The following is a 26,913-nucleotide window of genomic DNA, read 5'->3' as shown; positions in this document are numbered from 1 at the left end:
GGCGCATCATGGTCGAGATCGGCATGGGCCGCACGGCGCGGCGCACCTACGAGCTCAGTGACATCAGCATCGTCCCGTCGCGGCGTACCCGCTCGTCGAAAGACGTGTCCACGGCATGGCAGCTCGACGCCTACCGGTTCGAGATCCCCCTGCTGGCACACCCGACAGATGCCCTGGTTTCGCCGGAGTTCGCGATCGAGCTGGGCCGGCTGGGCGGGATGGCCGTGCTCAACGGTGAGGGACTGATCGGCCGGCACGCCGACGTCGAAACCAGGATCGCCCAACTTGTCGAGGCCGCCGAGAAAGAACCCGAATCCTCGGCGGCGATTCGGCTGTTGCAGGAGCTGCATGCGGCCCCGTTGAACCCCGAGCTGCTCGGCGCCGCCGTGGCCCGCATCCGGGAAGCCGGGGTGATCACCGCGGTGCGGGTCAGTCCGCAAAACGCCCAGTCGCTGACCCCGGTGCTGCTGCAGGCCGGGATCGATCTGCTGGTCATTCAGGGCACGATCGTCTCGGCCGAGCGGGTGGCCTTGGATAAGGAACGAGATGGGGAGCCGCTGAACCTGAAGACCTTCATCGCCGAGCTCGACATTCCGGTGGTCGCCGGCGGCGTGCAGGATCACCGCACGGCGCTGCACCTGATGCGCACCGGCGCCGCCGGCGTGATCGTGGGGTACGGCTCCACGCACGGGGTGACCACGACCGACGAGGTGCTGGGCATCAGCGTCCCGATGGCCACCGCGATCGCCGACGCCGCGGCCGCACGGCGCGAATACCTCGACGAGACCGGCGGCCGCTACGTGCACGTGCTGGCCGACGGCGATATCCACACCTCCGGTGAGCTGGCCAAGGCCATCGCCTGCGGGGCCGACGCGGTGGTGCTCGGCACGCCGTTGGCCGAGGCCGCCGAGGCGCTGGGCCAGGGCTGGTTCTGGCCGGCCGCGGCGGCGCACCCGTCGTTGCCGCGCGGGGCGTTGCTGCAGATCGCGGTGGGTGAGCGGCCGCCGCTGGAACGGCTCCTCAACGGGCCGTCCGACGACCCGTTCGGCACCCTCAACCTGGTCGGCGGGTTACGCCGGTCGATGGCCAAGGCCGGTTATTGCGATCTCAAGGAGTTCCAGAAGGTCGGCCTGACGGTCGGCAGCTGATCCGCCAGCAGACGCGGAATCGCACCGCGCGGGGCCCGCGCGTGCGATTCCGCGTCTGCTGGCGCAGCTGGTCTACAGCGGCGTCAGCAACTCGACGTCGCGCCCTTCCCCCAGGGCGACCAGGGCGGCATCAAAGGTGAGCAGGCGAACTCCCCGGCGGCGGGCCAGCGCCAGCAGGTGCGCGTCGGTCACCTGGCGGTGACCGACGATCGCCGGCACGTCGCCGTCGACGGGCGACACGTCGTCGACCAGGAAGCGGTGACCGTCGACGGCCCGCAACGCCGCCAGCATCCGGCGCGCGTCGGCGATGCCGATCGGGCTGGGCAGCACCTTCGGGTTCGTCGACACCCGGACGAAGCCGCTTTCGGTGATCGGGCAGGTGGCCCAGCCCCGGGACGCGTTGGCGGCGAACCACTCCCGGATGCGCACATGGTGGATGTGTGAATCCCACGCCAGCGCAACCAGGGCATTGACGTCGAGCAGCGCCACGGCCGGGTCAGTCCTCGTCGAGGGCGCGCCGAACCATCTCGGGGGTGATCGGCGGTGTGCCGGCCGGGACCCGGATCACGGGCAACTTGTCGTCGGTCTCGACGCGCGCGGGGGTGAGGCCGCGGCGCGCCAACTCGGAAATGACCGCGCCGAGCGATCGGCGCTGACTGGCCGCAAGTTCCCGGGCGGCGGCGACCACATCGTCGTCGATATCCAGCGTCGTTCGCACCGGTTGATGATATCGCATCAACGCATCACGACCCGGCACCGCTGCGGCCGTCGTGGCCGTCACTTACCAGGGTGGGGTTAACGGGCCGACGTAAAGAAGGTCATACTGCATCGATGAAGCCGGATTACGACGTCCTGATTATCGGTTCAGGTTTTGGGGGCAGCGTCAGCGCGCTGAGGCTGACGGAGAAGGGCTACCGGGTAGGCGTGCTGGAGGCGGGCCGCCGGTTCTCCGACGAGGAGTTCGCCAAGACGTCCTGGGATCTACGTAAGTTCTTGTGGGCACCCCGATTGGGTTGCTATGGCATCCAGCGCATCCACCCACTGCGCAACGTGATGATCCTGGCCGGCGCCGGGGTGGGCGGCGGGTCGCTGAACTACGCCAACACCTTGTACGTACCGCCGGAGCCGTTCTTCAAAGACCAGCAGTGGCAGCACATCAGTGACTGGCGCGATGAGCTGATGCCGCATTACGAGCAGGCGCAGCGGATGCTGGGCGTGGTGAAAAACCCGACCTTCACCGACGCGGACCGCATCGTCAAGGAAGTCGCCGACGAGATGGGATTCGGCGACACCTGGGTGCCCACCCCGGTCGGGGTGTTCTTCGGACCCGACGGCACCAAGGCGCCGGGCAAGACCGTGCCCGACCCCTATTTCGGCGGCGCGGGGCCGGCCCGCACCGGCTGCATCGAATGCGGTGAGTGCATGACCGGCTGCCGTCACGGCGCCAAGAACACGTTGCTGAAGAACTACCTCGGGCTGGCGGAATCGGCTGGGGCGCAAGTGATTCCGATGACGACGGTGAAGGGCTTCGAACAGCGGTCCGACGGGCTGTGGGAGGTTCGCACCGTGCGCACCGGCAGTTGGGCACGCCGCGACCGACGTACCTTCACCGCCACGTACCTGATCTTGGCCGCGGGCACCTGGGGCACCCAGCATCTGCTGTTCAAGATGCGCGACAAGGGCAAGTTGCCCCGAATTTCCAAGCGCCTGGGCGTGTTGACCCGGACCAACTCCGAGTCGATCGTCGGCGCCGCGCGGCTGAAGGTCTCCCCGGACCTGGACCTGACGCACGGGGTGGCGATCACGTCGTCGATCCATCCGACGCCCGACACCCACATCGAGCCGGTCCGCTACGGCAAGGGGTCCAACGCGATGGGGCTGCTGCAGACGTTGATGACCGACGGTACCGGTCCCGAGGGCAGCGCAGTGCCGCGCTGGAAGCAGCTGCTGGTGCAAGCCGGCGAGAATCCGCGCAAGATGATCCGGCTGCTCAATCCCCGGCAGTGGAGCGAACGGACCGTGATAGCGCTGGTGATGCAGCACCTGGACAACTCGATCACCACGTTCACCAAGCGGGGGAAGCTCGGCATCCGCTGGTACTCCAGCAAGCAGGGACACGGCCAGCCCAACCCGACCTGGATCCCGATCGGCAACGAGGTCACCCGCCGCATCGCCGCCAAGATCGACGGCGTGGCCGGCGGCACCTGGGGCGAGCTGTTCAACATCCCGCTGACGGCGCACTTCCTCGGCGGCGCGGTGATCGGCGACAGCCCGGAGAACGGCGTCATCGACCCCTATCACCGGGTCTACGGCTATCCGACACTGTTCGTCGTCGACGGTGCCGCGATCTCGGCGAACCTCGGTGTCAACCCGTCGCTGTCCATCGCCGCCCAGGCCGAGCGCGCCGCGTCGCTCTGGCCGAACAAGGGCCAAAACGACCAGCGGCCGCTGCAGGGGGATGCCTACCGCCGGCTGCAGCCCATCGAGCCCGAGCACCCGGTGGTGCCCGCCGGCGCGCCGGGGGCGCTGCGGTGGCTGCCGGTCGATCCGGTCAGCACCGCAGCCGACGCCGGTTAGCCGGCTCGTCAGCCGGCCAGAGCCAGCGGCGCGCCGGTGACCACGCGGCTGCGCCGGCCGTGCACGTCGACGGGCACGTCGCCCATCAGGGTGACCCGGTGCATCAGCCGGTGCTGGTCGTCGTAGTCGTCGATGGCCCGGTGCTGGGTTGCCCGGTTGTCCCAGACGGCCACATCGCCCGGCTCCCAGTTCCAGCGAATCGTGTTCTCCGGCATGGTAATTCGCTGTTGCAGTAATTCGAAGAGCACGCTCGACTCGTGGCTGTCCAGGCCGACGAAGTTGCGCACGAAGCTGCCGGCCAGCAGGGTGCGCTCACCGGTTTCCGGGTGCACCCGTACCACCGGATGCTCGGTCTGGAAGTCGGGTTTCTGGAACGCCTGCCGGTGCGCCTGCTGGGCCTCGGTCAGTGGTTCGGCATCCAGGTAGTCGTGGCGGTTGGTGTGCAGCGCCCACAGGTTTTCAGCCAGGCACTTGAGCGGTTCGGGCAGCCCTTCGTAGGCCGCCGTAGTGTTGGCCCACAGCGTCGACCCGCCATAGCCGGGCAGCGTGACCGCGCGCAGCACCGAAGCCGCCGGGTAGTTGGCGGCGAAGGTGACGTCGGTGTGCCAGCGATTGGCCTTGCCGTATTCGGAGTTGATCGGGGTGATGATCGGCGCGTTCTCGGCGGCCAGCATGGCCGCGGCAGGGTGGCCGATCGGCGTGCCCAGCAAGCCGGCGAACGCCAGCTGCTGCTGGTCGTCGAGGTGGTGTTGGCCGCGGAAGAAGATCACCTTGTGGGTCAGCAGTGCTTTGCGGATCTGGTCGACCGCGGCGGGATCGAGATCACCGCCAAGGCGGACGCCGTCGACTCGGGCGCCAATACGGCTGCCCAGTTTCTGCACGGCTATCAGGTCAGTCATTGCGTGATCCTTCGGAGACGGGTGTAGTCGGTTGACTACATAAGGTAGCGTAGTCGAGTGACTACACAAACGGCAAGCGGTCGCCGGGCGCCCACCGGGCGAGACGAGGTGGCCGCCGCAGTCCTGGAGGCCGCCGCCGATCTGTTCGCCGAGCGCGGCCCGGCCGCCACCTCGATCCGCGACATCGCCGCCCGATCGAAGGTCAACCACGGGCTGGTGTTTCGGCATTTCGGGACCAAGGACCAACTCGTTGGCGCCGTACTGAACCACCTGGGCGCCAAGCTCACCGGGCTGCTGCACTCCGGGGCGGCCACCGAGCTCGTCGACCGCGCTCTGGACCGGCAGATGCGGGTGTGGGCCCGTACCCTGCTCGACGGGTATTCGGCCGAGCAGCTACAGACCCGCTTTCCTAACGTCGCCGAACTGCTGGACTACGTGCGGACCCGCCACCGCGACGACTCAAGCGCGCGGCTGGCGGTCGCCAATTACATGGCGCTGCAACTGGGTTGGCGGTTGTTCGAACCCATGCTGCGCTCGGCGACCGGACTCGACGAGTTGCCGCAGGCTGAACTGCGGCAGGCGGTGATCGCCGAGGCCGCCCGGATACTGGAACCGCACTGACACCGGCGGCGTCGGTGTCAGTGGCCGCCGATGCGCCGACGGTGGACCGGCTCGCGGCCCGGTGGCTGCGGCGGTGGCGGCAGCAGCGGCTTGCGCGGGCGCACGGCGATGGTCGACGGCGACGACGTGTCCAGTTTGATGTCCTCGCCGGCGTGTCGGATCGTCAGCTCGCCGCCGGGCCCGTCGCGCAGGGTGTAGGTGACGTCGGAGTGATTGGCATCGACGGTCACCCCGAAGTCCCGCCACCGCAGCCGGAAGCGCAGCCGCGAGATGCCGTCGGGCAGTTGGGGATCGATGGACAGCACACCCTCGTCGTCGCGCAGGCCGCCGAAGCCGCCGACCAGCGCCGTCCAGGCGCCGGCCAGCGAGGCCATGTGTAAGCCGTCGCGGGTGTTGCGGTGCAGGTCGCGCAGATCGATCAGCCCCGCTTCGTAGGCATAGTCATGGGCCAGCTCCAGGTGTCCGACCTCGGCGCACATCACCGCCTGAGTACACGCCGACAGCGACGAGTCACGCACCATCCGCCGCTCGTAGTAGTCGACGTTGCGCGCCTTCTGTTCGGCGGTGAAGGCATGGCTTTGGAACTGCATGGCCAACACCAGGTCGGCCTGCTTGATCACCTGGGCGGGGTAGAGCCGCACGTAGGCCTCGTGCAGCAGCAACGGGTAGGTGGTGTTGGCCTCGAAGTCCCACTCGGCCAGCGTGGTGAACCCTTCACACTGCTGGTGAACCCCCAGCTCCTGGTCGTAGGGGATGTTCACGGCGTCGGCGGCGTCGCGCCAGGCGGCCATCTCTTCGGTCGTGACGCCCAGCTTTTCCGCCGCCTCGGGATGACGCAGGCACGCGTCGGCGGCGGTCACCAGGTTGTTGGCGGCCATCAGGTTGGTGAAGACGTTGTCGCGCACCACCGCCGTGTACTCGTCGGGGCCGGTGACCCCGTCGAGATGCCACACGCCGTGCCGGTCGTGGTGGCCGAGCGAGAGCCACAGCCGGGCGGTTTCGACCAGCACGGCCAGGCCGCAGTCCTTCTCCAGCGTGTGGTCGCCGGTCACGGTCCGGTACCGCTCGAACGCCATCGCGATGTCGGCGTTGATATGCCAGGCGGCCGTGCCGGCCGGCCAGTAGGCCGAGCACTCCTCGCCGCGGATGGTTCGCCAGGGGAACGCGGCGCCGTCGAGGCCGAGTTCGGCGGCCCGCTCCTTGGCCAGGTTCAGCGTCGACGCCCGCCACCGCAGCGCGTCGGCGACCGCGTGCGGCGCGGTGTAGGTCAGCACCGGCAGCACGAAACCCTCGGTGTCCCAGAAGGCGTGTCCGTCGTAGCCGGTGCCGGTGAGACCTTTGCTCGGGATGGCGCGGCGCTCGGCGCGCGCGCTGGCCTGCAACAGGTGAAAGAGCCCGAACCGGACCGCTTGCTGGGACTCGGGGTCGCCCTCCACCTCGACGTCCGCGTTCTCCCAGAAGTCGTTGAGGTAGGCGCGTTGCGCATCCAGCAGCCCCTGCCACCCGCTGTAGCGCGCGCCGTGCAGCGCCCCGGCGGCCTGGTCGCGCAGCGCCGGGCGGGAGCGCAGGCTGGACCAGCCATACGCCAGGTATTTGACGATGCGCAGCTTCTGTCCCGGGCGCAGCCCGCAGATCACGGTGGTCCGGGCGAGGTCGGCGCGTGCGTCGGTGGTGATCTCGACCCGCCCGGGGACCTCGACCTCGTGGTCCATCGCGGCGGCCATCATCAGGGCGCTGCTGCGGGTGCGGTGCATGAGAAGTGCGCCGCACTCGGTGCATTCGTGGTCGACGGCCTCCAGCGGTTTCTCCAGGATTGCCGACACCCGCGGGTCGGCGGAGGTCTCCGGTTGGTCCTCGTTGGTGACGAGTTCGGATTGCACTGTGACAAGCGAGAATTCGCCGACGGCTTCCACCACGTACTCGATGGCCGCGGCGGCCCGGTGGGCCAGTGACACCAGCCGGGTGGATACCACCTTGACCTGCTTGCCCGCCGGCGACTGCCAGTGGGCCCGGCGGGTCAGCGTCCCGGCGCGCAGGTCCAGAACGCGCTCGTGGGAGATCAGCGTGCCGTAGCGGACGTCGAACGGCTCGTCGTCGACCAACAAGCGCAGGATCTTGCCGTTGGTGACGTCGACGACGGTCTGGCCGGCCTCCGGATACCCGTATCCCGCCTCGGCGTAGGGCAGTGGCCGGATTTCGAAGAAGGAGTTCAGGTAGGTGCCGGGCAGGCCGTACGGCTCGCCCTCGTCGAGGTTGCCGCGCAGGCCGATGTGTCCGTTGGACAACGCGAACAGGGATTCCGACTGGGCCAGCAGGTTCAGGTCGAGCTTGGTCTCGCGAACCCGCCACGGTTCAACGGGGAAGGCTTCTTCAGTAATCATGACTGGAGCAGTTCGGCGAGATCGTTGACCACCACGTCGGCGCCGTTGCGCCGCAAGTCCTCGGCCTGGCCCACTCGGTCGACGCCTACCACGAACCCGAAATTACCGGCCCTCCCGGCCTGTACGCCGGATAACGCGTCCTCGAACACGGCGGCCGTGTCCGGGTCGGCGTCGAGCAGCTGGGCCCCGCGCAGGAAGGAGTCGGGGGCCGGCTTGCCGGCGATGTGCTCTTGGCGCAGCCGCACGCCGTCCACCCGCTGTTGGACGAACCGGTCCAGGCCGGTGATCTCGAGCACGTCGCGGGTGTTGGCGCTCGACGACACCACGGCAATGCCGAGCCCGGCCGCCGCGGCCGCTTCCAGATAGCGCCGCGACCCTTCGAACACCTCGACCCCCTCGTCGCGCAGGACCTGCTGGAACATGTCGTTCTTGCGGTTGCCCAGTCCGTAAACCGTTTCGGTTTCGCCGGAGTCGTCGGGATTTCCGTCGGGCAGCTGGATTCCCCGGCTCTCCAGGAAGGACCGCACCCCGTCCTCACGCTTCTTGCCGTCCACGTACCGGCGGTAGTCGGTGGCCGGATCGAAGGGGACGAAGGGTTCCCCGGTGCGCTCGGCCCGCTCGGACAGGTACGCGTCGAACATGGCCTTCCAGGCCTTGCTATGCACGCTGGCGGTATCGGTGAGGACACCGTCGAGGTCGAACAAACAGGCACGTACCTTCTCCGGCAGACCCAGCACAGCCAACCTCGCTCCCGCTCACAGTTATTTCGGGTGATACCAGTTCACCATGTCACCCTGGCGATGACGGCACCTTAGCGCGTGACGCGGATACGTTCATGTGGATCGGGCATCCCGGAGCCGCGGATCCGAGGTGATGCGGACGTCGCCGGTGCGCCGACGAAGGTGCGGAACAAGAAGTCGGTGACGAAGGCGTGCAGCCCAAGCGGGTTGGCGGGTAGTGACAGCAGCAGCCGCATCGTCGTGGTGGCCTTGGCTGAAAACAATATCGAAAGTGGCTGCGGGAAAGGGCAGTTCGGTGACATCTGGCTGCCGGACGCTAATCCGCTCGTCGAGCCCGACAAGTCGATTGAGCCAACGATTGGTTTCGCAGTACTCATCGGTCAGGTCGACCGCGGTCACCCGGCACCGACACCGATCGGCGACGAAGCGGGCGGCACCGCCGATCCCGCTGCCGGCGTCGAGAACCCGCATGTCGGCGGTAATGCCGATCAGGTCGACCAATTCCGTTGTGGCAAAGCGGCCCATCGTGTGGAAGTCCTCCAGCAGCGTCAGGTCTTCGGGCCGCAGGTGCTCAAGGTCTTTTCCGGCGGCCAGAAGCGCCTGCCGGATACTGGGCTGAGTCAACCCAGTCGAGTACTGGGTATGGATCTGGTTGTCGGTCATTTCTGCACCCGGGCCCACGCGGTGATCAGCGGAGGCATGGTGACGACGGCGTTGACCGCCAGCATCTCTCGGCGGAATCGTGGCACGAATTCGTCGATGTCGGCGAGCTCGTCGATCGCGAAGCCCAGCCGTTGTGCTATCGGAGACACCAAGCGCCATACTTCGGCGGCGTAGGCCAAGATCTCGTTGTCGGCGGCGGTACCGATAGGGGTGCCGAGGGTAAGGCGCGGTGCGCCCAGACCGGCGTCCTGAAACACCGTGTGCAGGCTGGTGCCGAAGCTCGGCGGCAGCCCGATGGCCTCGAAGGCGCGGGCGATCCGCGTCGTCACGTGTCGAAAGAGCGGCAGCTCCGTAACGCTGCGGGTCCCGGTGATGTCGTTCTCAGAGAAGGCGATCACACCGCCGGGGCGCACCAACGAGCTGAGGTGTCGCAGCGTGGCGGCCGGGTCGGGCAGGTGCATCAGGATCAACCGGCCGACAACCGCGTCGACGGGTTTGTCCTCGCTGACCGCGTCGATGGCGGCTTGCTTGAATCGCACTGCGGGCAAACCTTGTTCGGCGGCGCGATCGCGGGCGAGCCGGATCATCTCGAGCGCGGCGTCCACACCGATAACGGTTCCGGTGGGGCCGGCCAGCCGGGCCGCGATGAACGACACATCACCGGGCCCGCAGCCGACATCGAGTACCCGCATGCCCGGCCGCCCCGCGGCAAACACGCTCAGACCGGCGACGACGACGGCGGTGGTGCCGACCCGCTCGAACAGCCGCGGCCCCAGGATGCTGGCCAGCGCGATCGAGACGGCCGCCGCAGCAGCCGCACCCCGGTCTCCAATGCCCGGTAGTCCTTGATGAATTGGAAGTACTGGGTGATGACGAAGATGAAGCCGAACAGCGTCAGGAAGCCTGCGGTCACCGCCAGGCTGCCGCCGGAGAATCGACGGTCGGCAAATACCGACACGTCCAGCATCGGGTGGCTGCTGCGCCATTCCCACACCGCAAAGCCAACGAGAACCATTGTGGCCAAACCGATCCGGTGGCGCTTCGGGTGCTGGCCCAGCCCCAGGTGGGTGCTTCGATGACGGTGTAGACCAACACCGTGATCCCCACCGCGGACAGCAGCAGGCCGGGGACGTCGACCCGGGGTGCGGCCGGATCGCGCGAGGTCGGGACGAACAGGATTCCGCCGGCGATGGCGATGATTGCGATTGGGATGTTGACCATGAAGATCGAGCCCCACCAGAAGTGTTCGAGCAGCCAGCCCCGCCGCTGATCGGCCCGACGGCCACCCCGACACTCACCATGGCCGCCCACACTCCGATCGCCTTGGCCCAGGGGACGGGGTCGGTGAAGATGTTGGTGATCAGCCCCAGCGTGGTCGGGAAGATCACCGCGGCGCCGACACCCATGGCGGCCCGCCGCCGCGATCAGCGCATCCGCCGAATTCGCTTGTGCGGCAACGCCGGAGGTGATCGCGAACAGGACGAGACCGGCGTTGAGCCAGCCGCGCCTGCCGTAGCGGTCGCTGAGGTTGCCGGCCGACAGCAACAGGCCGGACATGACCAGGGTGTAGGCGTCGACGAACCATTGCAGTTGCGCGGTGTCGACGCTCAGGTCGCGCGACAGCCTGGGCAGAGCGACGTTGACGATCGTGGCGTCGACGCTGATGAGGAAGACGCCGAGGCAGATGACGGCAAGCGCGGGAATCCGGTGGTTGCGGAAGATCGGTCGAGTCATAGACAAGGTAGCAAAGTTTGAAAGACAAACTATTCAAGCATGTAGTGGAAAAAGATGTCTTATGCCGATCGGCTGGCGCAATGGCGACCCGCAACTACAACCAGAACTGCCCCATCGCGCGCGGGCTCGACATCCTTGGCGAGCGATGGACGCTGCTGATCCTGCGCGAGTTGGTCGGCGGTCCACGCCGCTACGGCGATCTGCGTGCTGCACTGCCCGGCATCGCCACGAACCTGCTTGCCGAGCGACTCAAACAACTACAGGACTTCGGGCTGGTCGAGCGCACCGACTTGCCGCCGCCGATCGCGCGCACCGTCTACACCCTCAGCGACGTCGGTTGGCGGCGGGTGCCTCCCGTCCTGGGAAGCCTTGCGCGGTTCGGACTGGATCTGCTCGATCCCGTCGGCGACGGCCAGGTGTCGCCGTTGAACGGATTTTTGGCCGGGATACTGCTGGGCTTCGACCCGGTGAAGGCCGCGGGTGTGGAGGCGACCTGCCGCGTCGAGGTCGACGGCCGCCGGTTCGAATTCGCCGTGACACGGGGCCGTCTCGGCGGCGTCCGCGGCGAGCCTTCGATCACGATCACCGCCGACGCGGCAGATCTGGTCGCGGCCCGCCTCGGTGCCGGTGAGGCCGACCGCAAGGCGGCGCTGCGCCGAATCCGGGTCGACGGCGACCACAACGCGATCGAGGCAGTGCGCCAAGCATTTTCGTTGCCGTCCGGCTAGCAAGGAGCGGCGAGCCCCCCGGTGGCCACCGGCCACCGGGGTCTGGGCTTGGTGCAGCCCGGGCGCGCCGTGCGGGCACACCACGGGCACACCGTGCGGCGCGAACCGGGTGGCGGCGCCCACTAAACTTGCTGCGTGGCGAAACCTGACGATCCCGAAGCAGCTGGACATGCGCCGCCGCGGCCGGTGTTGGTGGTGGACTTCGGCGCACAATATGCCCAATTGATCGCCCGCCGGGTCCGAGAGGCCCGGGTTTTTTCGGAGGTGGTTCCGCACACCACCGCCATCGAGGAGATCAAGGCCCGTAATCCGCGAGCGCTGGTGCTGTCCGGCGGGCCGGCGAGCGTCTACGCCGACGGCGCTCCCAAGCTGGATCCGGAACTGTTCGACCTGGGTGTGCCGGTGTTCGGTATCTGCTACGGGTTTCAGGCTATGGCGCAGGCGCTCGGCGGGACGGTCGCCCACACCGGCACCAGCGAGTATGGCCGGACTGAGCTGAAAGTCCTTGGCGGCAAGCTGCATTCGGACCTGCCACAGGTCCAGCCGGTCTGGATGAGCCATGGTGACGCGGTGACGGCCGCCCCGGAGGGATTCGAGGTGGTGGCCAGCAGCGCGGGGGCGGCGGTGGCCGCCTTCGAGAACCGGGAACGGCGCCTGGCCGGGGTGCAGTACCACCCGGAGGTGCTGCACACTCCGCACGGGCAACAGGTGCTGGGCCGGTTTCTGCACGAGTTCGCCGGGATCGGCGCGGAGTGGACGCCGGCCAACATCGCCAGCGCGCTGATCGAGCAGGTGCGTGTGCAGATCGGCGATGGGCACGCCATCTGCGGTCTGTCCGGGGGAGTGGATTCGGCGGTAGCCGCGGCGCTGGTGCAGCGCGCGATCGGGGACCGACTGACGTGTGTCTTCGTCGACCACGGCTTGTTGCGCGCCGGTGAGCGTGCGCAGGTGGAGCGTGACTTCGTGGCGGCTACCGGGGCCAGCCTGGTCACCGTCGACGCGGCGGACACTTTCCTGGCGGCGCTGTCGGGAGTACACAATCCCGAAGGCAAGCGCAAGATCATCGGCCGGCAGTTCATCCGGGCCTTCGAGGGTGCGGTGCGAGATGTGTTGGACGGGCGCGAGGTTGAGTTCCTGGTGCAGGGCACGTTGTATCCCGACGTGGTGGAATCCGGCGGCGGCAGTGGCACCGCGAACATCAAGAGCCACCACAATGTCGGCGGCCTGCCCGGGGACCTGAAGTTCAAACTCGTCGAGCCGCTGCGGCTATTGTTCAAAGACGAGGTGCGCGCGGTGGGACGGGAGTTGGGTCTGCCGGAGGAAATCGTTGCGCGCCAGCCGTTTCCGGGGCCGGGCCTGGGTATCCGGATCGTCGGCGAGGTCACCGCGGCCAGGCTGGAGACGCTGCGGCGCGCGGACACGATCGCCCGTGAGGAACTCACCGCCGCGGGTTTGGACAACCAGATCTGGCAGTGTCCGGTGGTGCTGCTGGCCGATATCCGTTCGGTCGGTGTGCAGGGCGACAACCGCACCTACGGGCATCCGATCGTGCTGCGCCCGGTATCCAGTGAGGACGCCATGACCGCCGACTGGACGCGGGTGCCCTACGAGGTGCTCGAGCGCATCTCGACCCGCATCACCAACGAGGTGCCCGAGGTCAACCGCGTGGTGCTGGACATCACCAGCAAGCCACCGGGCACCATCGAGTGGGAGTAGCCGGGAGCTGGGGCTGGGGCTTGAATCCGCTCGAGGCGATCTCGGCGTCACGTCTGGACGAGTTCGCGCCTGCCGTAGTCGATCGTGGCCGCGGTCCAGGACCCGCCGGCCTCCTCGACGAGTTGGCGCGCGATATCAAGATCGTGGTTGGCGGCGACCAGTAGCAGGGTGTGGTCGGCCGTGGTGACAGATCCGCCCAGCAGTCGCTGGCGTGCGGCTGAATCGGCCATCAACGCATCGCCGAAGCGCGCGGTGTCGATGCCGGGCACCGCGATGAGGATCGCGTCGGCTCCGGGCGCACCTTGCGGAAGATATTCGAAGGTCAGCACCGTTTCCTGGTGGAACTGGCGATTCATCGCCTCGGCGGCGATGTGCAGCGTGGGTTCGTCGACAACGCACAGATGGAACTGGCGGGCGCGCTCATAGGCGATCTGCTGCAGCGTCGCGGACCAGAACACCCCGTCGACCAAGCTCGATCCCGTCACCTCGGCGCCGGTCTGGGCGATGGTCACTACGGCTTGACGCTCGAACGGCTCCAAGTCGTCGTGCAATTGGCCGGCTGCCTCCGAATCGGGGCCGGTGATGACCCAGGTGTTGTCGGTGGCGAACAGCTCCGCCGGTCGACAGGATCCGGCAGCGCTGCTTGCCGGCGCGAAAATGCTGCCGAAACACACCATCAGCCACACCAGCACCGAGCGCACACAGCAGCTTCTCACGTTGCTTGACGGCTGTCGCGGAGTGGGTGTTTACTCGACTGTATCGAACATACATTCGAAAATATGAGGTTCAAGAGCTGGTAGGAGGGCGAGTCATGACCGCGGCTTTCGCCTCCCACCCACCGCATGGAAGTCGTGCCGAGCAGCTGGAATCGTTGCGCCGGCAGATCGCTGTGCTGTCCGGAAAAGACCTTGTTCGTTCCGATGAGCTGCTGCCGGAATCGGAATCCACGCTGGCGGTCCCGGAGTTGCCGGCGCTGCTGCCCCGGGGAACGGTGGCGATGCTGTCCGGAGCCCGCTCCCTGCTGCTGAGCATGGTGGCCGCGGCGACGGCGGCCGGGGGCAACGCCGCCATCGTCGGCCAACCGGATATCGGGCTGCTGGCCGCCGTGGAGATGGGAGCGGACCTGAGCCGGCTCGCGGTGATACCGGATCCCGGGACCGATCCGGTGGAAGTGGCCGCGGTGCTCCTCGACGGCATGGATCTGGTGGTCCTCGGCTTGGGCGGACGCCGGGTGACGCGGACCCGGGCGCGGGCCGTGGTGGCCCGCGCCCGTCATAAGGGGTGCACGCTGCTGGTCACCGACGGCGACTGGGAAGGGGCGTCGACGCGGTTGGAAGCCCGGGTCTGCGGCTATGAGATCACTGCGGGCAGCCGGGGCACACCCGCACCCGGATTCGGACGAATCAGCCGGGTGCGTCTACAGGTCAGCGGATGCTCGCGGGGGCAGCCGGTCGGCCGAGTGCGAATGGGGTGAGCCGGTGGTCTCGTCCAGAGTGCTGGCGATCTGGTGCATGGACTGGCCCGCGGTCGCGGCTGCCGCGGCCGCGGGCCAGCCGGCGACGGCTCCGGTCGCGGTCACTTTGGCCAACCGGGTGATTGCCTGCTCGGCGACGGCACGTGCGGCCGGAGTACGTCGTGGGCTACGGCGCCGGGAGGCGGCGGCCCGTTGTCCGCAGCTGCACATCGCGGCCGCCGACGCCGACCGCGACGCTCGCTATTTCGAAGGGGTGATCGCGGCGGTAGATGATCTGGTGCCCCGGGCCGAGGTGTTGCGGCCCGGGCTCTTGGTGTTGCCGGTGCGTGGGGCGGCGCGGTTTTTCGGGTCCGAGCAGCAGGCGGCCGAGCGGCTGATCGACGCGGTGGCTATGAGCTCAGTGGCGGGCGCCGAGTGTCAGGTCGGGATCGCCGACGAATTGTCCACCGCGGTTTACGCCGCGCGTGCCGGTCGCGTCGTGGAGCCCGGGCAGGACGCGCGGTTCCTGTCGGTGTTGTCGATCCGCCAGCTTGCCACCGAGCCGAGCCTGTCCGGGCCGGGGCGAGAGGAGTTGACGGATCTGTTGTGGCGGATGGGGATTCGGACCATCGGTCAGTTCGCCGCATTATCCCGCACCGATATCGCATCCCGGTTCGGCGCCGACGCGGTGGCCGCGCACCGGTTCGCCCGCGGTGAACCCGAACGCCTTCCCTCCGGACGCGAACCGCCGCCGGAACTCGACGCCGTACTGTACTGCGATCCACCGATCGACCGGGTCGATGCCGCGGCATTTGCCGGGCGGTCGCTGGCCGGAGCGCTGCATCAGGCGCTGATGGCCGCCGGCGTGGGATGTACCCGGCTGGCCATTCACGCGGTCACCGCCAATGGCGAAGAGCGCAGCCGGGTGTGGCGCTGCGCCGAACCGTTGACCGAGGATGCCACCGCCGACCGGGTGCGCTGGCAACTGGACGGATGGTTGACCAACCGGATCGCCCGCGACCGGCCCACCGCGCCGGTGACGCGGCTGCGGCTGCAGGCGATCGAGGTGGTGTCCGCCGGGGCGCTGCAGTTGCCGCTGTGGGGCGGCCTGGGTGAAGAAGACAGGCTGCGGGCACGTCGGGCGCTGGTGCGGGTGCAAGGTTTGCTCGGCCCGGAGGCGGTGCAGGTGCCGGTGCTGTCCGGCGGTCGTGGGCCGGCCGAGCGCATCACGTTGACCCCGCTGGGCGACGAGCCGGTGCCGCAAGCCGACCCGAATCAGCCGTGGCCGGGCCAACTGCCCGAGCCGTCACCGGCGGTGCTGCTCGACGATCCGGTGGAATTGCTTGACGCCCAAGGTAATCCGGTACGGGTAACCGGCCGGGGGATGTTCTCCGCCGACCCGGCGCGATTGACGTCCCGTGGTCGAGACGATCGGCTGCGCTGGTGGGCCGGACCATGGCCGGTCGACGAGCGGTGGTGGGATGACCGGCCCGAAGCCGGTCAAGGGGGAAGCCGCACCGCCCGCGCCCAGGTATTGCTGGAAAGTGAGCGCGCGTTGCTGCTGTGCTACCGCCAGCGGCGCTGGTATCTCGAGGGCAGCTATGAGTAAGTGTGGGCGCTCGTCTCCGGCGCCACCGGCGAACTGCTGCTCGCGCGGTCGGCACCGTATCCCCGGGACCCCAATCGCGGCGCCGCCGCGCACCGCTACGTCTCCCGAACCGGCTCACATCGACCGGCCGACCTGTGGGATCCGGTCGACGCACCAGGTGGCCGACATCATGTGGCGCACGGAGTATTCGACGACCAGGCGCATGGTCGTCGTGCGCAACCGGCAGGGAACGCGAAACCCGGCGGGTTCGCTCGGGCGGCCTTGGAGTCACCTGAACCACACCTGCCACACGGATCCCAGCATCGAGGCGGGTGTGCAGTTTACCCGGCTACTAGCGGCAAAGCCGTTGGGCGTCTTAGCTTATCGCTGTGAGCGGTTGTGGGGCTGCGCACCGGTGTGGGGAGATGGAAATCGCGTGCTGGTGCGGTTGAGTCGGTGGCTGAGGGCGCCGGTGTGCGTGCTGAGGGCGCCGAGTGTGTGCTGGCGGCGCCGAGTGTGCCGTCAGGGCGGCCGATGGTGGCGGTTCCCGCCCTACATGCACAGTCAAAGCCGTCACTGCACACTCGAAACGGCGGCATGACCGCCGATTCGGTGAGCACGTGCGACATCCCCCGAACGCCTGCCATCACAAGCGGTTTGGGCGGAGCCGACAGGTATCGGCGTGCGGAAAGACAGGGTGCGTGGGCAGCCAAGGCTGCGCAACAGGACATCGCTGACCAGCAGCATTCGTGGTCACCATGAATTTCCGGTCAGCCGGGCAAAACGATAACCCCGGCCCGGCAGAGACCCCCGTGATCGATGTGATGGTTGCGTGCGCGAAGACGCCACGCTCGACGTCGGGGGTTACCGGCGCCGTTTGCCGCGGGACCCCAAGGAGGCTCGCCGGGTGGCCCAGAATTTCCGTGCCAGGGCAGCATCGCCCACCGCAGCAGCGACCAGTGCCGCCGTCGGAACCGCCACCCGGGTAGCGGGCGGGTGCGGAGTCGGGCTCGGGCCGACCCGGGCGCCGCTGATCAAACGGCCCAGATGGCCGAGTTACCCGGTTCCGCTGCCGACGCACGGGCCGTACCCGTCCGTCAGCCGATGCGCCGCTTCGAACAACAGCGCATGGACGAAGGCCTGGGGCAGGTTGCCGCGCAGTTGACGCTGACCGATGTCGAATTCCTCGGTAAACAGGCCGGGCGGACCGCAGGCGGTGCGGTTTCGTTCGAACCAGCGCACGGCCGCCAGGTTGTTGCCCTGCTGATGATCGGCCAGCGCCATCAGGAATCCGCAGAGCAGAAAGGCGCCCTCGGCTTCGCCGAGTGGTTGCTCGCCCGGTTGGAACCGGTACACGAACCCGTGCGGCCGAGGTCGGTGCGCACCGCGGCGACGGTGGCGACGCTGCGCGGATCGGTCGCCGGGATCGCGCCGCGAATCGCCGGTATCAGCAGCGCCGCGTCGATTCGTGGATCATCCGGCGCGCGTTAATCCGGAACCGACCTCGGACACCACCTGGCCGACCTCCCACCCGGCATCGGTGGCCCACTCGGTCAGCCGAGATACCTGACGATCCAAATCCGCGCGCTGATCATGCGACGAAACCCGCGCATACAACACCACATGCTGCACACCGTCGGGCTTGGCGGCACCCACCAAAATCGTTCCCGACGCCAACCGCCGATACGGCACCGGCATCCGATCCTCACGCACCCACGCATACGCCGTCTGCGGATGCACACCCACCGACCGCGCCCACGCCGCCAACTTCACACCGGCTAGTCAAACACATTCACTCACAAACACGTACATTTACGCGCGTTTTGCCGAACAGTTCGCAACCCCCACACGAACCGCGGATGATCCGGCGAGACGGCGTACACACCGTTGCCGCCCAGCAGCGAGCCGAACACCGCCGGGCTGTCCCACCGCGGCAGGCACATCCAGCAGCAGTCCCCGCGCGGTCCGATGACGATTCCGCGTTCCCCGTCGGCGAGCACCGCGTATTCGCGCAACACATGCGGCGACAGCAGTTCGGCCACCGGTGGTCTGTCGTCCACGCGAAGCGGCATACCCCATTCGGGTTGCGGGTAGTCACCCGGGCATGACATTGCGCGCGGGCGAACCCATCCCAGTCGAATCCGTCGAAGCCTCGGCCTACACGATTCCCACCGACGCCCCGGAGTCCGACGGCACTCTGGCCTGGGACTCGACCACTTTCGTCTTGGTGAGTGTGCGGGCCGGGGGCCAGGTGGGCACCGGTTACACCTACGGTGGCACCGCGGTGGCGACGGTGGTGGGCGCCAAGCTCGCCGACGTCCTGACCGGTGCCGACGCCTTGCAGCCGCCCGCCCGCTGGGCGCAGATGCAGCACGCCGTCCGCAACCTGGGCAAGCCGGGTGTGGTGGCCTGCGCGATCTCGGCGGTCGACATCGCCCTGTGGGACATACGGGCGCGGCTGCTCGACGAACCGCTGGTCGTCGCGCTGGGCGCGATCCACGACGCCACCCCGGTTTACGGCAGCGGCGGGTTCACTTCTTACGACAACGACACGCTGCGTGCGCAGCTGTGCGGCTGGGTCGAGGCCGGCATTCCGCGGGTCAAGATGAAGGTGGGTAGCGACCCGGATGCCGACCTGGGCCGGGTGGCGGCGGCCCGGTCGGCCATCGGCGACGACGTCGAGCTGTTCGTCGACGCCAACGGCGCCTACCACCGCAAACAAGCGCTGCTGTGGGCACGGCGCTTCGCCGAATACGACGTGCGGTGGTTCGAAGAACCGGTCAGCTCCGACGATCTCGACGGCCTGCGCCGGCTGTGCGAGCACGGCCCGGCCGGCATGGACATCGCCGCCGGCGAATACGGCTATCACCTACCGTATTTCCACCAGATGCTGGCCGCGGGCGCGGTCGACTGCCTACAGGCCGACGTCACCCGCGCCCTGGGGATTACCGGGGTGCTCAAAGTCGCCGCGCTGTGCGACGCGCGTGGCATCGACCTCTCGCTGCACTGCGCCCCACAGATCAGCGTCCAGGTCGGCACCGCCGTGTGGCACCTGCGCCACCTGGAGTACTTCCACGACCATGTGCGCATCGAGGGGCTGGCGTTCGACGGCACCATCGACCCCGAACCCGACGGTCTACTGCGTCCGGACCGCAGCGCGCCGGGGCACGGGCTGACGGTCAAACACACCGATCTGGAGGACTATCGGGTCGCGTGACGTCGCGCCGCGCTGGCCGCCGAGCGTGACGTCACTGCGAAAATTCCGCGCGAAACTCGCAGTGACGTCACGCTGGGCGCGTCCCTCGCGCGGTGCTGAGGTGGCGCCAGCCCAGCCCCGCCCAGAGCGCCGCGACGAGCCCGTCGGCGACCCCGCCACGGATTCGGCGACGGTCGAGCGCGGCCAGCCCGAACGCGGTCAGCGAGTGCACGGTGTCGACCCACACGCCGGCCGCCTGCATCACCGGGCTGGGATCCAGACCCGACACCAGTGCCTGGACCAGATGACGCGCCCCCAGCACCCGGGTGACGACGACTGCTTTTCGATCGACGTGCACCCCGTGAATCTGGTTCAGCACCACAGTGGGGGCGGTGAGCAGCGCGGCGCCCCATCCGGCGCGCGGCAGCTCGATGTGGCGAACTTTCATGTGCTCCCAGTTAACCGGCGCGCGAATGTTCCAACCCGCGCGATGAACCGCTCGAAGAACACCTCCGGGTCGACGTCAATGCCGACCAGCGCGTTGGCTGCTCGCCTTCCGGACCAGTCGGGCACCGTCGTGCCGCGGGCCGGGGTTTCGGTCACGTCGACGTCGACGGTGGCGCGCCGGGTGCTGACCAGTTCGGGATCCAGGGCGATCGCGGCGGCCAGCGGATCGTGCAGGTATGCCAGATAGCCGTATCCACGGTCCCGGTGAGACTCGAAGGAGAACCGCATGGTGTCCTCGATGAACCGGGTCAACGGAACCGACGGGCCGCAGGCTGCCGTCAGCCGGGCCAGGATGTGTGGGGTCATCGCCACCTGCCGGGTGAGGTCCACGCTGCAGAGGATCGGAAGAGCTTGCGGCTCAACGGCTTCAGCGGACCATGCGGCCAACACTTGGGCTGCTGCCTCGGGGTCTGCCTTGATGTTCCACTCGGCGGTCGTCTCGCCTTCGAAAGCGCCGCCCATGATCACCAGCCGGCGCAACAGTTTCGGCAGCTGCGGTGCGGCGCGCAGCGCCAGCGCAAGGTTGGTCAGCGGGCCGGTGACCAGACCGATCAGTTCGCCGCGATGGCTGCGCCCGGCGCGCACCCACGCCGTCGCGGCATCGTGACCGGTGAGCCGGCGATCGGTGGCCGGCAGTTCGGCATAGCCTAAACCCTTGGGGCCGTGGATGTTTCCACGACTTGGATGGTCGGCGCCTTTGGACACCGGTATGTCGGGGGCGCGGCACAATTCCAGCAAGCCCAGGTTGTTGGCGCACACCTGGTCCACCGCAACGTTGCCGCCGGTCGATGCGATGCCGACCAGATCCGCGTCGTCGCTGGCCAGCACATAGATCAGGGCGAGCGCGTCGTCGATGCCGGTGTCGATGTCGGCGAAAACCGCGCTCACCGCGATGAGGATACGCCCGATTAGGCTGGCCCAATGCCCGATGACCTGAAACCACACTTCGAGGACGTGCAAGCGCATTACGACCTGTCCGACGACTTCTTCCGGCTGTTCCTGGACCCGACCCAGACCTATAGCTGCGCCTATTTCGAACGCGACGACATGACACTGGAAGAGGCGCAGATCGCCAAGATCGACTTGGCACTGGGCAAGCTCGGATTACAGCCGGGCATGACATTGCTCGACGTCGGCTGCGGCTGGGGCGCCACCATGATGCGCGCGGTGCACACCTACGACGTCAACGTTGTCGGTCTCACCCTGAGCCGCAACCAGGCCCGCCAGGTCGAGCAATTGATCGCCACATCGGCGAGCCCGCGCACCCAGCGAGTATTGCTGCAGGGCTGGGAGCAGTTCGACGAGCCCGTGGACCGGATCGTCAGCATCGGGGCCTTCGAGCATTTCGGACATGAGCGCTACGACGCGTTCTTCGCCCTGGCGCACCGGCTGTTACCCGATGACGGCATCATGCTGCTGCACACCATCACCGGGCTGCACCCGAAAGAAATACACGAACGCGGCCTGCCGATGTCGTTCACCTTCGCCCGGTTCCTCAAATTCATTGTCACCGAGATCTTTCCGGGCGGGCGGCTGCCGTCGATCCCGATGGTCCAAGAACGCGCCACCGCAAACGGTTTCACCGTCACCCGGGTTCAGTCGTTACAGCCGCACTACGCGAAAACCCTCGACATCTGGTCGGCGGCATTGCAGGCCCACCAAGACCAGGCCATTGCCCTGCAATCGCGGGAAGTCTACGAGCGATACCTGAAGTATCTGACCGGCTGCGCCGAAATGTTCCGCATCGGCTATATCGACGTCAACCAATTCACCTGTGCGAAGTGACATCCGCAGCCGCGAAGGTGATCACCAGCACGTCACGCTGCGCCAGCTCGGAGTGGTCGATCGGCCGGATCGGCGACACGTCGTGCAGGGTGCGACGGTCGTCGCCGAGCAGCAACGTCCCCGGCTCGTCCAACGTCGTCGTGAGCAGCGGCCGACCGCTGAGGTCGCACACCGAACTCTGGCCGCCGACGGTATTACGTCGCCGCACCATGAGCGAGCTGACCAGGGTGACCCCGTCGCGGTGCGGGCCCTCCGGCGCCGGCCGTCCGTCGCCGTCGGCAACGGCTTGGACGCGGAACGGATGCACCTTGACGTGCCATTCGGCGGCGTCGTCGAGACCGGTCGCTACCCGGCCCAGCAAGCGCATCAAGGCGTGCAGCAGTGGGTCTTGGGCGAACGCGTCGGTCAACGGTTCGAAGTCACGGTTCTTGCCGACGTAGAGCGGGTTGGAGTTGTCCGGCTGGGCGAACGCGCCGTTGGGCAGCAGGCGCCAGGCCCGGTCACGCCACAGGTAATGGCCATAGCGGCGCAGTCGGCGGACACCCAGCTCCGCGGCATAGGGATCCTGCGCCAAATCGTCCCAATGCCGGGCGAATCGGGTCCACGCTTCCCGGCCCACGCCGAGGCTGCGCGTCAGGTTGAGCGGGGACATGACGGCAACGCCGGTCGCGGTGAGCAGCGCGGCCGCGGCGGCTACCGGGTCGGCGTCGGTCCGGTTGTCGGCGGGAATCGGAGTCACCGCGCTCGAATACCGCGATCCGGTGTCCCTGAAACCGCCGAACCGTGGGTTTACCAGTGCAGGCCGGGAACCAACCGCGCCAGCCGTCGGACCGGACGGGGTGTCCGGATGCCGCCGCTGACGGCACGCACCGGGCGCTTCGGCTTACGTCTCGGGGGCGCCGCCGGGGCGGATGGCAGCCCTTGCGCCGCAGCCGAATCGGGGTAGCCCAGGTGAAGCTGATGCAGAATGCGCCGCGACAGGCGGGGCGCGACGTGGTTTCCGGCCTCGGCCAGCGTGCCGAGCGGGGTGTCGATCCGCGCCGGCTTCTCGACCAGCGCGCGCACCACCATGGCCGCCGCATGCTCGGCGCTGATCGCCCGTATCGGGTTGAGCCGCTGCGACGGGGTGATCATGGGCGTGGCCACCAGCGGCATGTGGATGTTGGTGAAGGTGATGTGATCGGAGAGTGTCTCGGAGGCGACCACGTCGGCGAACGCGTCCAGCGCCGCCTTGCTGGGCAGATACGAGCTGTACTTCGGGTTGCGGGCCTGCACCCCGGCGCTGGAGACGTTGATCACGTGACCGAACCGGCGCTCCCGCCAGTGAGGTAGCAGCGCCAGCACCATGCGCACCGCGCCGAAGTAGTTGACGGCCATGACCCGTTCGTAGTCGTGCAGCCGGTCGGTGGAGTTGACCACCGAGCGGCGAATCGACCGGCCGGCGTTGTTCACCAGATAGTCGACTTGACCGAAGCGGCCCAGGATGTCTTTGACCGTGTGCTCCACCGACGTCGAGTCGGTGACATCGCAGGTGAACGCGTGCGCCTGGCCGCCGCTCGCCCGGATCTCGGCCACCAGCCGGTCCAGCGCGTCGGCGTTGCGGGCCAGCGCGAACACCGTTGCGCCGCGCTGCGCGACGGCGATGGCCGACGCCCGCCCGATGCCGCTGGAGGCGCCGGTGATGATGACGTGCCGGCCGTGCAGCGGTCCTCGTGGATCGTCGCGGCGGGCACGATCGGGATCGAGGTGCTGCGCCCAGTACCGCCACAGCCGGGGTGCATACGCCGCGAACTCGGGAACTTCGATCCCGGTGCCGTGCAACGCCTTCCGGGTCTGGTCGCTGACGAAGGCGGGCTTGAGATCAACCAGGTCGAAGATTTCGGCGGGGATGCCGAGCTGGGCGGCGGCCATGTCGCGCAGCACCTTGGCCCGCCCGCGCACGTTCAGCACCGGGGTGGCCACCGAGCGGGGCAGTGACCCGCGCAGCGGCGGCAACCCGGCCGCCGGGGCCACACCGCGGTAAATGCCGCGCAAGCCAATAGTTTTCGGCGCGGTCAGGTGGAACGTCTGCCCGTCGCGACCGTCGGCGTGCATGAGTGCCACCAGCGCGTCGACGACATAGTCGACCGGGACGACGTTGGTGCGTCCGGTGTCGGGCAATAGGATCGGGGTCAGCCTGGGCAGTACCGCCAACCTGGCCAGCACCCCGAAGAAGTAGTACGGGCCGTCGATCTTGTCCATCTCGCCGGTGCGCGAATCGCCCACCACCACCGCCGGCCGGTAGATGCGGTGGCGCAGTCCGGGCGCCGACCGCACCAGCTGCTCGGCTTCGAATTTCGTTCGGTGATACGGTGTCGGCAGTTGCTGGCCGACGCCGAAGTCGTCCTCGGTGTACTCGCCGGCGAAGTCGCCGGCCACCGCGATCGACGATATGTGGTGCAAGGTCGCATCGAGCCGTTTCGCCAATTCGATGACAGCGGCAGTGCCGTCCACATTGACGGCCCGCTGCTCGGCCTCGCCCGCGGTGATGGCCGTGCTGTGGCTGATCGCCGCGCAGTGCACGACATGATCCACCCGGCCCAGCTCGCCGCGCGTCTCGTCACTGAGCGCGAGCTGCGGCAGCTCGCCGACCAGCGGTTTGGCTCGCTCACCCCACTCGGTCGCCAGGCGTTCGAAGCGTCCCAGCGACTGACGGCGGACCAGCACCCAGACCTGCGCGTCGGGCCGGGCGTCGAGCAGGCGAGAGACGACACGGCGACCAATAAACCCGGTACCGCCGGTAACGACATAGCGCATGTAGCCCATCGTGGCGGCTGGCGGCCGCACCCGTCAACCGGTCAGGTGAAGTTGCGGATGCCGTCCCAGTCCACCAGCTTCCAACCGTCGATCGGGTTGCCGGTGACCACGACCCGACCGATGTTGGGCAGCGGGTGGTTGTTCAAGAGGTTGAGCTTGGGGTTCTTCACGTTCATCAGCGTCCACACCATGATCGCCGTGCCCTGGGAGAACACCACCGGCTTGTTATGGCGGCTGTCGTAGATCTTGCGGATGGCACTGCTGAACCGGCTGTTGAATTCGTTGCCGGTGATCGAGCCGGGGATGGCGTTCTCCGCATCGCCGTTGATCCAACCCACCGGAGCCAGCAGATACGTCGAGCTGGCCCGTGATTCGGGTTCGCCGTTGTACCAGCCGGCATCGATGGACTGCAGCTCGGTAATGATCTCGACCTGCTTGCCCAGTTCGCTTGCCAACGGTGCGGCGGTCTCCTGGGCTTCGGCCATCGGCGAAGAGTAGATGCTGTCGAATTCGTTGTGCGCAACTTGGTGGGCGAGCTGCTGGGCTTGCCCCTTGCCGTCGGCAGTGAGCCCGGTGCCGGGCACCTCGGTGTTGATCACCCCGTCGGCGTTGGCCTGCGATTGGGCGTTGCGGATGAAGGTCACGGTGATGTTGCGGGCCTGCGTGCCTCCGCCGCCGCAGGCGCCGACGATCATGACCGAGGCGAGCACAGCTAGGACGTTGGAGGTTTTCCAGGTCATCTTCCAGATCATGGTGCGCTTGGCCATGGCGATAGCCTGCCCTGCCGACGGCCTTGGTGGGAAGGGTTTGCGATGGTTGAGTGGCGAAAAGCTTTGATTGGAATCGAAAGGAGACTCGCATGGCCATTGACCCCGGCGCCATCGGTGCGGTGACCGAGCCGATGTTGTTCGAATGGACCGACCGGGAAACCTTGCTCTATGCGCTCGGGGTGGGTGCCGGGACCGAGGACTTGTCGTTCACCACCGAGAACAGCCACGGCATTGCCCAGCAGGTGCTGCCGACCTACGCGGTGATCTGCTGCCCGGCGTTCGGGGCGGCCGGCAAGGTGGGAAAGTTCAACTGGGCCAGGCTGTTACACGGCTCGCAGACCGTGCGGCTGCATGCGCCGCTGCCGCCGGCCGGAAAGTTGTCGGTGGTCTCCGAAGTCGCCGACATCCAGGACAAGGGCGAAGGCAAGAACGCCATCATCATGTTGCGCGGCCGCGGCACTGATCCGGCATCAGGTGCGCTCATTGCCGAAACGCTGACCACCCTAGTGATCCGCGGCGAGGGCGGCTTCGGGGGAGAGCCGGGTCAGCGGCCGGCAGCGCCGGAATTCCCGGACCGCGAGCCGGACGCCCGGGTCGCGCTGCCCACCCGCGAGGACCAAGCGCTGATCTACCGGCTCTCCGGCGACCGCAACCCGTTGCACAGCGACCCGTGGTTCGCCAAGGAGATGGCCGGCTTTCCCAAACCAATCCTGCACGGGCTGTGCACATACGGCGTGTCCGGACGCGCGCTGGTCGCCGAACTCGGCGGCGGCGTGGCCGCCAACATCACTTCGGTCGCGGCGCGGTTCACGTCGCCGGTGTTCCCCGGCGAGACGCTGACCACGCTGATCTGGCGCACCGAACCGGGCAAGGCGGTGTATCGAACCGAGGCTTGCGGTTCCGACGGCGCCGAGGCGCGAGTGGTGCTCGACGACGGTGAGGTCGAGTACGTGGCTTAGCCGGCCCGGGTGTTGATAGGCGAGAGTGCCTGTCCGGCAGCTCTTGATCGCCGTACGTGCCGCTGACCATCCGCTCACACTCATCCACCACGGTGCCGACTTTGAGTGGGTGGTACATCGCGGCAGCGTCGCCTGATCCCGTGACATCAGACGAGAAACCACTGGGCTCGGCCCCGATTGGTCGATCTGTGACCGCGCAGCTGGTGAGTATCAGCGGGTTGGAATTCGGGGCGACGACAGGACGGTTATCGCTTACGGCAAACGCGGGTAACGAGTTGGGATGGCGACGGTGCTGCCGGGGTGCGATGATGCTGCGTGTAATGCGATGACGAATGCAGGAAGCCGGTGCGAAACCGGCGCGGTCCCGCCACTGTAATCGGGGAGCGACCCTCATCGGCCACGGCCACGGGCTGGAAGGCGAGGCGAGCGGCGATCCGAGAGCCAGGAGACTCGCGTCATCGTGCCCTGCGAACCTGGGGCGGTGTACCCCGGAGAGAGCGAACCGTCATGACGCATCCGAATTTCCGGCCGCCTGGCTTCCGCCATCCTCGTCCAAACGCTGATCGGGTGCCGGCGGTGCACTGCGCACGCCGGTTTAGCACCGCCGATCACCGTGTCGTTCGCCGGCGCCGTCGGGGTCTTGTTCCCGCAA

General features: G+C 67.9%; 25 protein-coding genes, 2 pseudogenes and 1 riboswitch. Of the genes and pseudogenes, 10 read left to right on the top strand and 17 right to left on the bottom strand.

The window, feature by feature from the left end:
• Window positions 1–8: 8 nt before the first annotated feature.
• A complete protein-coding gene (locus CDN38_RS08465; protein ID WP_075510948.1) occupies window positions 9–1,148 on the top strand; it encodes a GuaB3 family IMP dehydrogenase-related protein in 1,140 nt (379 codons plus the stop codon).
• Window positions 1,149–1,220: 72 nt separating this feature from the next.
• Here CDN38_RS08465 and CDN38_RS08460 read toward each other — a convergent pair whose 3' ends face one another.
• On the bottom strand, window positions 1,221–1,637 hold the full coding sequence (locus CDN38_RS08460; RefSeq protein ID WP_075510949.1) for a type II toxin-antitoxin system VapC family toxin: 417 nt from the start codon (window positions 1,635–1,637) through the stop codon (window positions 1,221–1,223).
• Window positions 1,638–1,644: 7 nt separating this feature from the next.
• Window positions 1,645–1,866, bottom strand: a complete 222-nt coding sequence (locus tag CDN38_RS08455; protein WP_036411107.1) for a hypothetical protein — start codon at window positions 1,864–1,866, stop codon at window positions 1,645–1,647.
• A 113-nt stretch (window positions 1,867–1,979) separates the two neighbouring features.
• On the opposite strand from CDN38_RS08455, the gene CDN38_RS08450 reads away from it, so the two are divergent.
• On the top strand, window positions 1,980–3,725 hold the full coding sequence (locus tag CDN38_RS08450) for a GMC oxidoreductase (RefSeq protein WP_075510950.1): 1,746 nt from the start codon (window positions 1,980–1,982) through the stop codon (window positions 3,723–3,725).
• A gap of 8 nt (window positions 3,726–3,733) precedes the next feature.
• Here the strand turns inward: CDN38_RS08450 and CDN38_RS08445 are convergent, their stop codons facing one another.
• Window positions 3,734–4,624, bottom strand: coding sequence for a TauD/TfdA dioxygenase family protein (locus CDN38_RS08445; RefSeq protein WP_075510951.1), 891 nt, complete (start codon window positions 4,622–4,624; stop codon window positions 3,734–3,736).
• Window positions 4,625–4,681: 57 nt separating this feature from the next.
• On the opposite strand from CDN38_RS08445, the gene CDN38_RS08440 reads away from it, so the two are divergent.
• Window positions 4,682–5,245, top strand: a complete 564-nt coding sequence (locus CDN38_RS08440; RefSeq protein WP_082277149.1) for a TetR/AcrR family transcriptional regulator — start codon at window positions 4,682–4,684, stop codon at window positions 5,243–5,245.
• Between the two features lie 17 nt (window positions 5,246–5,262).
• On the opposite strand, the gene CDN38_RS08435 is transcribed toward CDN38_RS08440, so the two are convergent.
• The 5 genes and pseudogenes from CDN38_RS08435 to CDN38_RS08415 form a co-directional block, all read right to left on the bottom strand.
• Complete coding sequence (locus tag CDN38_RS08435) at window positions 5,263–7,626, bottom strand: glycoside hydrolase family 65 protein (RefSeq protein ID WP_075510953.1); 2,364 nt, start codon at window positions 7,624–7,626, stop codon at window positions 5,263–5,265.
• Window positions 7,623–8,363: a beta-phosphoglucomutase family hydrolase gene (locus CDN38_RS08430; protein ID WP_075510954.1), complete on the bottom strand. Its 741-nt coding sequence runs from the start codon at window positions 8,361–8,363 to the stop codon at window positions 7,623–7,625. The genes CDN38_RS08435 and CDN38_RS08430 overlap by 4 nt, the downstream gene beginning before the upstream one ends.
• 96 nt (window positions 8,364–8,459) lie before the next feature.
• Window positions 8,460–9,029: a class I SAM-dependent methyltransferase gene (locus CDN38_RS08425; RefSeq protein WP_075510955.1), complete on the bottom strand. Its 570-nt coding sequence runs from the start codon at window positions 9,027–9,029 to the stop codon at window positions 8,460–8,462.
• Window positions 9,026–9,721, bottom strand: a complete 696-nt coding sequence (locus CDN38_RS08420; RefSeq protein ID WP_099319357.1) for a class I SAM-dependent methyltransferase — start codon at window positions 9,719–9,721, stop codon at window positions 9,026–9,028. The genes CDN38_RS08425 and CDN38_RS08420 overlap by 4 nt, the downstream gene beginning before the upstream one ends.
• 8 nt (window positions 9,722–9,729) lie before the next feature.
• A pseudogene (locus CDN38_RS08415) lies at window positions 9,730–10,763 on the bottom strand (MFS transporter); the annotation flags it as partial.
• Window positions 10,764–10,843: 80 nt separating this feature from the next.
• On the opposite strand from CDN38_RS08415, the gene CDN38_RS08410 reads away from it, so the two are divergent.
• Both CDN38_RS08410 and guaA read left to right on the top strand, forming a co-directional pair.
• The gene (locus tag CDN38_RS08410; RefSeq protein WP_075510956.1) at window positions 10,844–11,491 is read left to right on the top strand and encodes a winged helix-turn-helix transcriptional regulator; all 648 of its coding nucleotides are present in this window, start codon (window positions 10,844–10,846) and stop codon (window positions 11,489–11,491) included.
• A 135-nt stretch (window positions 11,492–11,626) separates the two neighbouring features.
• Window positions 11,627–13,207, top strand: a complete 1,581-nt coding sequence (gene guaA / locus CDN38_RS08405; RefSeq protein ID WP_180276307.1) for a glutamine-hydrolyzing GMP synthase — start codon at window positions 11,627–11,629, stop codon at window positions 13,205–13,207.
• A 47-nt stretch (window positions 13,208–13,254) separates the two neighbouring features.
• On the opposite strand, the gene CDN38_RS08400 is transcribed toward guaA, so the two are convergent.
• Complete coding sequence (locus CDN38_RS08400) at window positions 13,255–13,908, bottom strand: hypothetical protein (RefSeq protein WP_408633006.1); 654 nt, start codon at window positions 13,906–13,908, stop codon at window positions 13,255–13,257.
• Window positions 13,909–14,018: 110 nt separating this feature from the next.
• Between CDN38_RS08400 and imuA' the strand changes: the two genes are divergently transcribed.
• Together imuA' and CDN38_RS08385 are read left to right on the top strand one after the other, a co-directional pair.
• A complete protein-coding gene (imuA', locus tag CDN38_RS08390; RefSeq protein WP_075510958.1) occupies window positions 14,019–14,681 on the top strand; it encodes a DnaE2-dependent mutagenesis accessory factor ImuA' in 663 nt (220 codons plus the stop codon).
• A 37-nt stretch (window positions 14,682–14,718) separates the two neighbouring features.
• Window positions 14,719–16,269, top strand: coding sequence for a DNA polymerase Y family protein (locus CDN38_RS08385; RefSeq protein ID WP_075511028.1), 1,551 nt, complete (start codon window positions 14,719–14,721; stop codon window positions 16,267–16,269).
• 1,035 nt (window positions 16,270–17,304) lie between these two features.
• Here the strand turns inward: CDN38_RS08385 and CDN38_RS08380 are convergent.
• The 3 genes and pseudogenes from CDN38_RS08380 to CDN38_RS08370 all read right to left on the bottom strand — a co-directional run.
• A pseudogene (locus CDN38_RS08380) lies at window positions 17,305–17,735 on the bottom strand (glycoside hydrolase family 15 protein); the annotation flags it as partial.
• Window positions 17,722–17,946: a recombinase family protein gene (locus CDN38_RS08375; RefSeq protein ID WP_408633061.1), complete on the bottom strand. Its 225-nt coding sequence runs from the start codon at window positions 17,944–17,946 to the stop codon at window positions 17,722–17,724. The pseudogene CDN38_RS08380 and the gene CDN38_RS08375, both read right to left, overlap by 14 nt.
• A 98-nt stretch (window positions 17,947–18,044) precedes the next feature.
• Window positions 18,045–18,308, bottom strand: a complete 264-nt coding sequence (locus CDN38_RS08370; protein WP_408633005.1) for a trehalase-like domain-containing protein — start codon at window positions 18,306–18,308, stop codon at window positions 18,045–18,047.
• A gap of 44 nt (window positions 18,309–18,352) precedes the next feature.
• Between CDN38_RS08370 and CDN38_RS08365 the strand changes: the two genes are divergently transcribed.
• Window positions 18,353–19,465 (top strand): enolase C-terminal domain-like protein, encoded by a 1,113-nt coding sequence (locus tag CDN38_RS08365; RefSeq protein WP_075510962.1) that lies wholly within the window; start codon window positions 18,353–18,355, stop codon window positions 19,463–19,465.
• A 67-nt stretch (window positions 19,466–19,532) separates the two neighbouring features.
• Here CDN38_RS08365 and CDN38_RS08360 read toward each other — a convergent pair whose 3' ends face one another.
• On the bottom strand, window positions 19,533–19,892 hold the full coding sequence (locus tag CDN38_RS08360; RefSeq protein WP_233026812.1) for a hypothetical protein: 360 nt from the start codon (window positions 19,890–19,892) through the stop codon (window positions 19,533–19,535).
• Complete coding sequence (locus CDN38_RS08355) at window positions 19,889–20,839, bottom strand: nucleoside hydrolase (RefSeq protein ID WP_075510963.1); 951 nt, start codon at window positions 20,837–20,839, stop codon at window positions 19,889–19,891. Before CDN38_RS08355 ends, CDN38_RS08360 begins: the two co-directional genes overlap by 4 nt.
• A gap of 33 nt (window positions 20,840–20,872) precedes the next feature.
• Here CDN38_RS08355 and cmaA1 point away from each other — a divergent pair, with 33 nt between their 5' ends.
• On the top strand, window positions 20,873–21,736 hold the full coding sequence (gene cmaA1, locus CDN38_RS08350; protein WP_075510964.1) for a cyclopropane mycolic acid synthase CmaA1: 864 nt from the start codon (window positions 20,873–20,875) through the stop codon (window positions 21,734–21,736).
• On the opposite strand, the gene CDN38_RS08345 is transcribed toward cmaA1, so the two are convergent.
• The 3 genes from CDN38_RS08345 to CDN38_RS08335 form a co-directional block, all read right to left on the bottom strand.
• The gene (locus CDN38_RS08345; protein WP_075511029.1) at window positions 21,720–22,388 is read right to left on the bottom strand and encodes a 2OG-Fe dioxygenase family protein; all 669 of its coding nucleotides are present in this window, start codon (window positions 22,386–22,388) and stop codon (window positions 21,720–21,722) included. The two genes, cmaA1 and CDN38_RS08345, sit on opposite strands and share 17 nt — an antisense overlap.
• A gap of 137 nt (window positions 22,389–22,525) precedes the next feature.
• A complete protein-coding gene (locus tag CDN38_RS08340; RefSeq protein ID WP_075511030.1) occupies window positions 22,526–24,532 on the bottom strand; it encodes an SDR family oxidoreductase in 2,007 nt (668 codons plus the stop codon).
• Between the two features lie 41 nt (window positions 24,533–24,573).
• Window positions 24,574–25,299, bottom strand: coding sequence for a histidine phosphatase family protein (locus CDN38_RS08335; RefSeq protein WP_075510965.1), 726 nt, complete (start codon window positions 25,297–25,299; stop codon window positions 24,574–24,576).
• A gap of 92 nt (window positions 25,300–25,391) precedes the next feature.
• Between CDN38_RS08335 and CDN38_RS08330 the strand changes: the two genes are divergently transcribed.
• The gene (locus CDN38_RS08330; RefSeq protein WP_075510966.1) at window positions 25,392–26,261 is read left to right on the top strand and encodes a MaoC family dehydratase; all 870 of its coding nucleotides are present in this window, start codon (window positions 25,392–25,394) and stop codon (window positions 26,259–26,261) included.
• 291 nt (window positions 26,262–26,552) lie between these two features.
• Window positions 26,553–26,733: riboswitch (cobalamin riboswitch) on the top strand.
• Window positions 26,734–26,913 lie beyond the last annotated feature (180 nt).

It is taken from the genome of Mycobacterium ostraviense (assembly GCF_002705925.1).
Classification (GTDB): Bacteria; Actinomycetota; Actinomycetes; order Mycobacteriales; family Mycobacteriaceae; genus Mycobacterium; species Mycobacterium ostraviense.
Note: the sequence above shows the minus strand (reverse complement) of the source record. Positions and strands in the feature narration are given on the sequence as shown.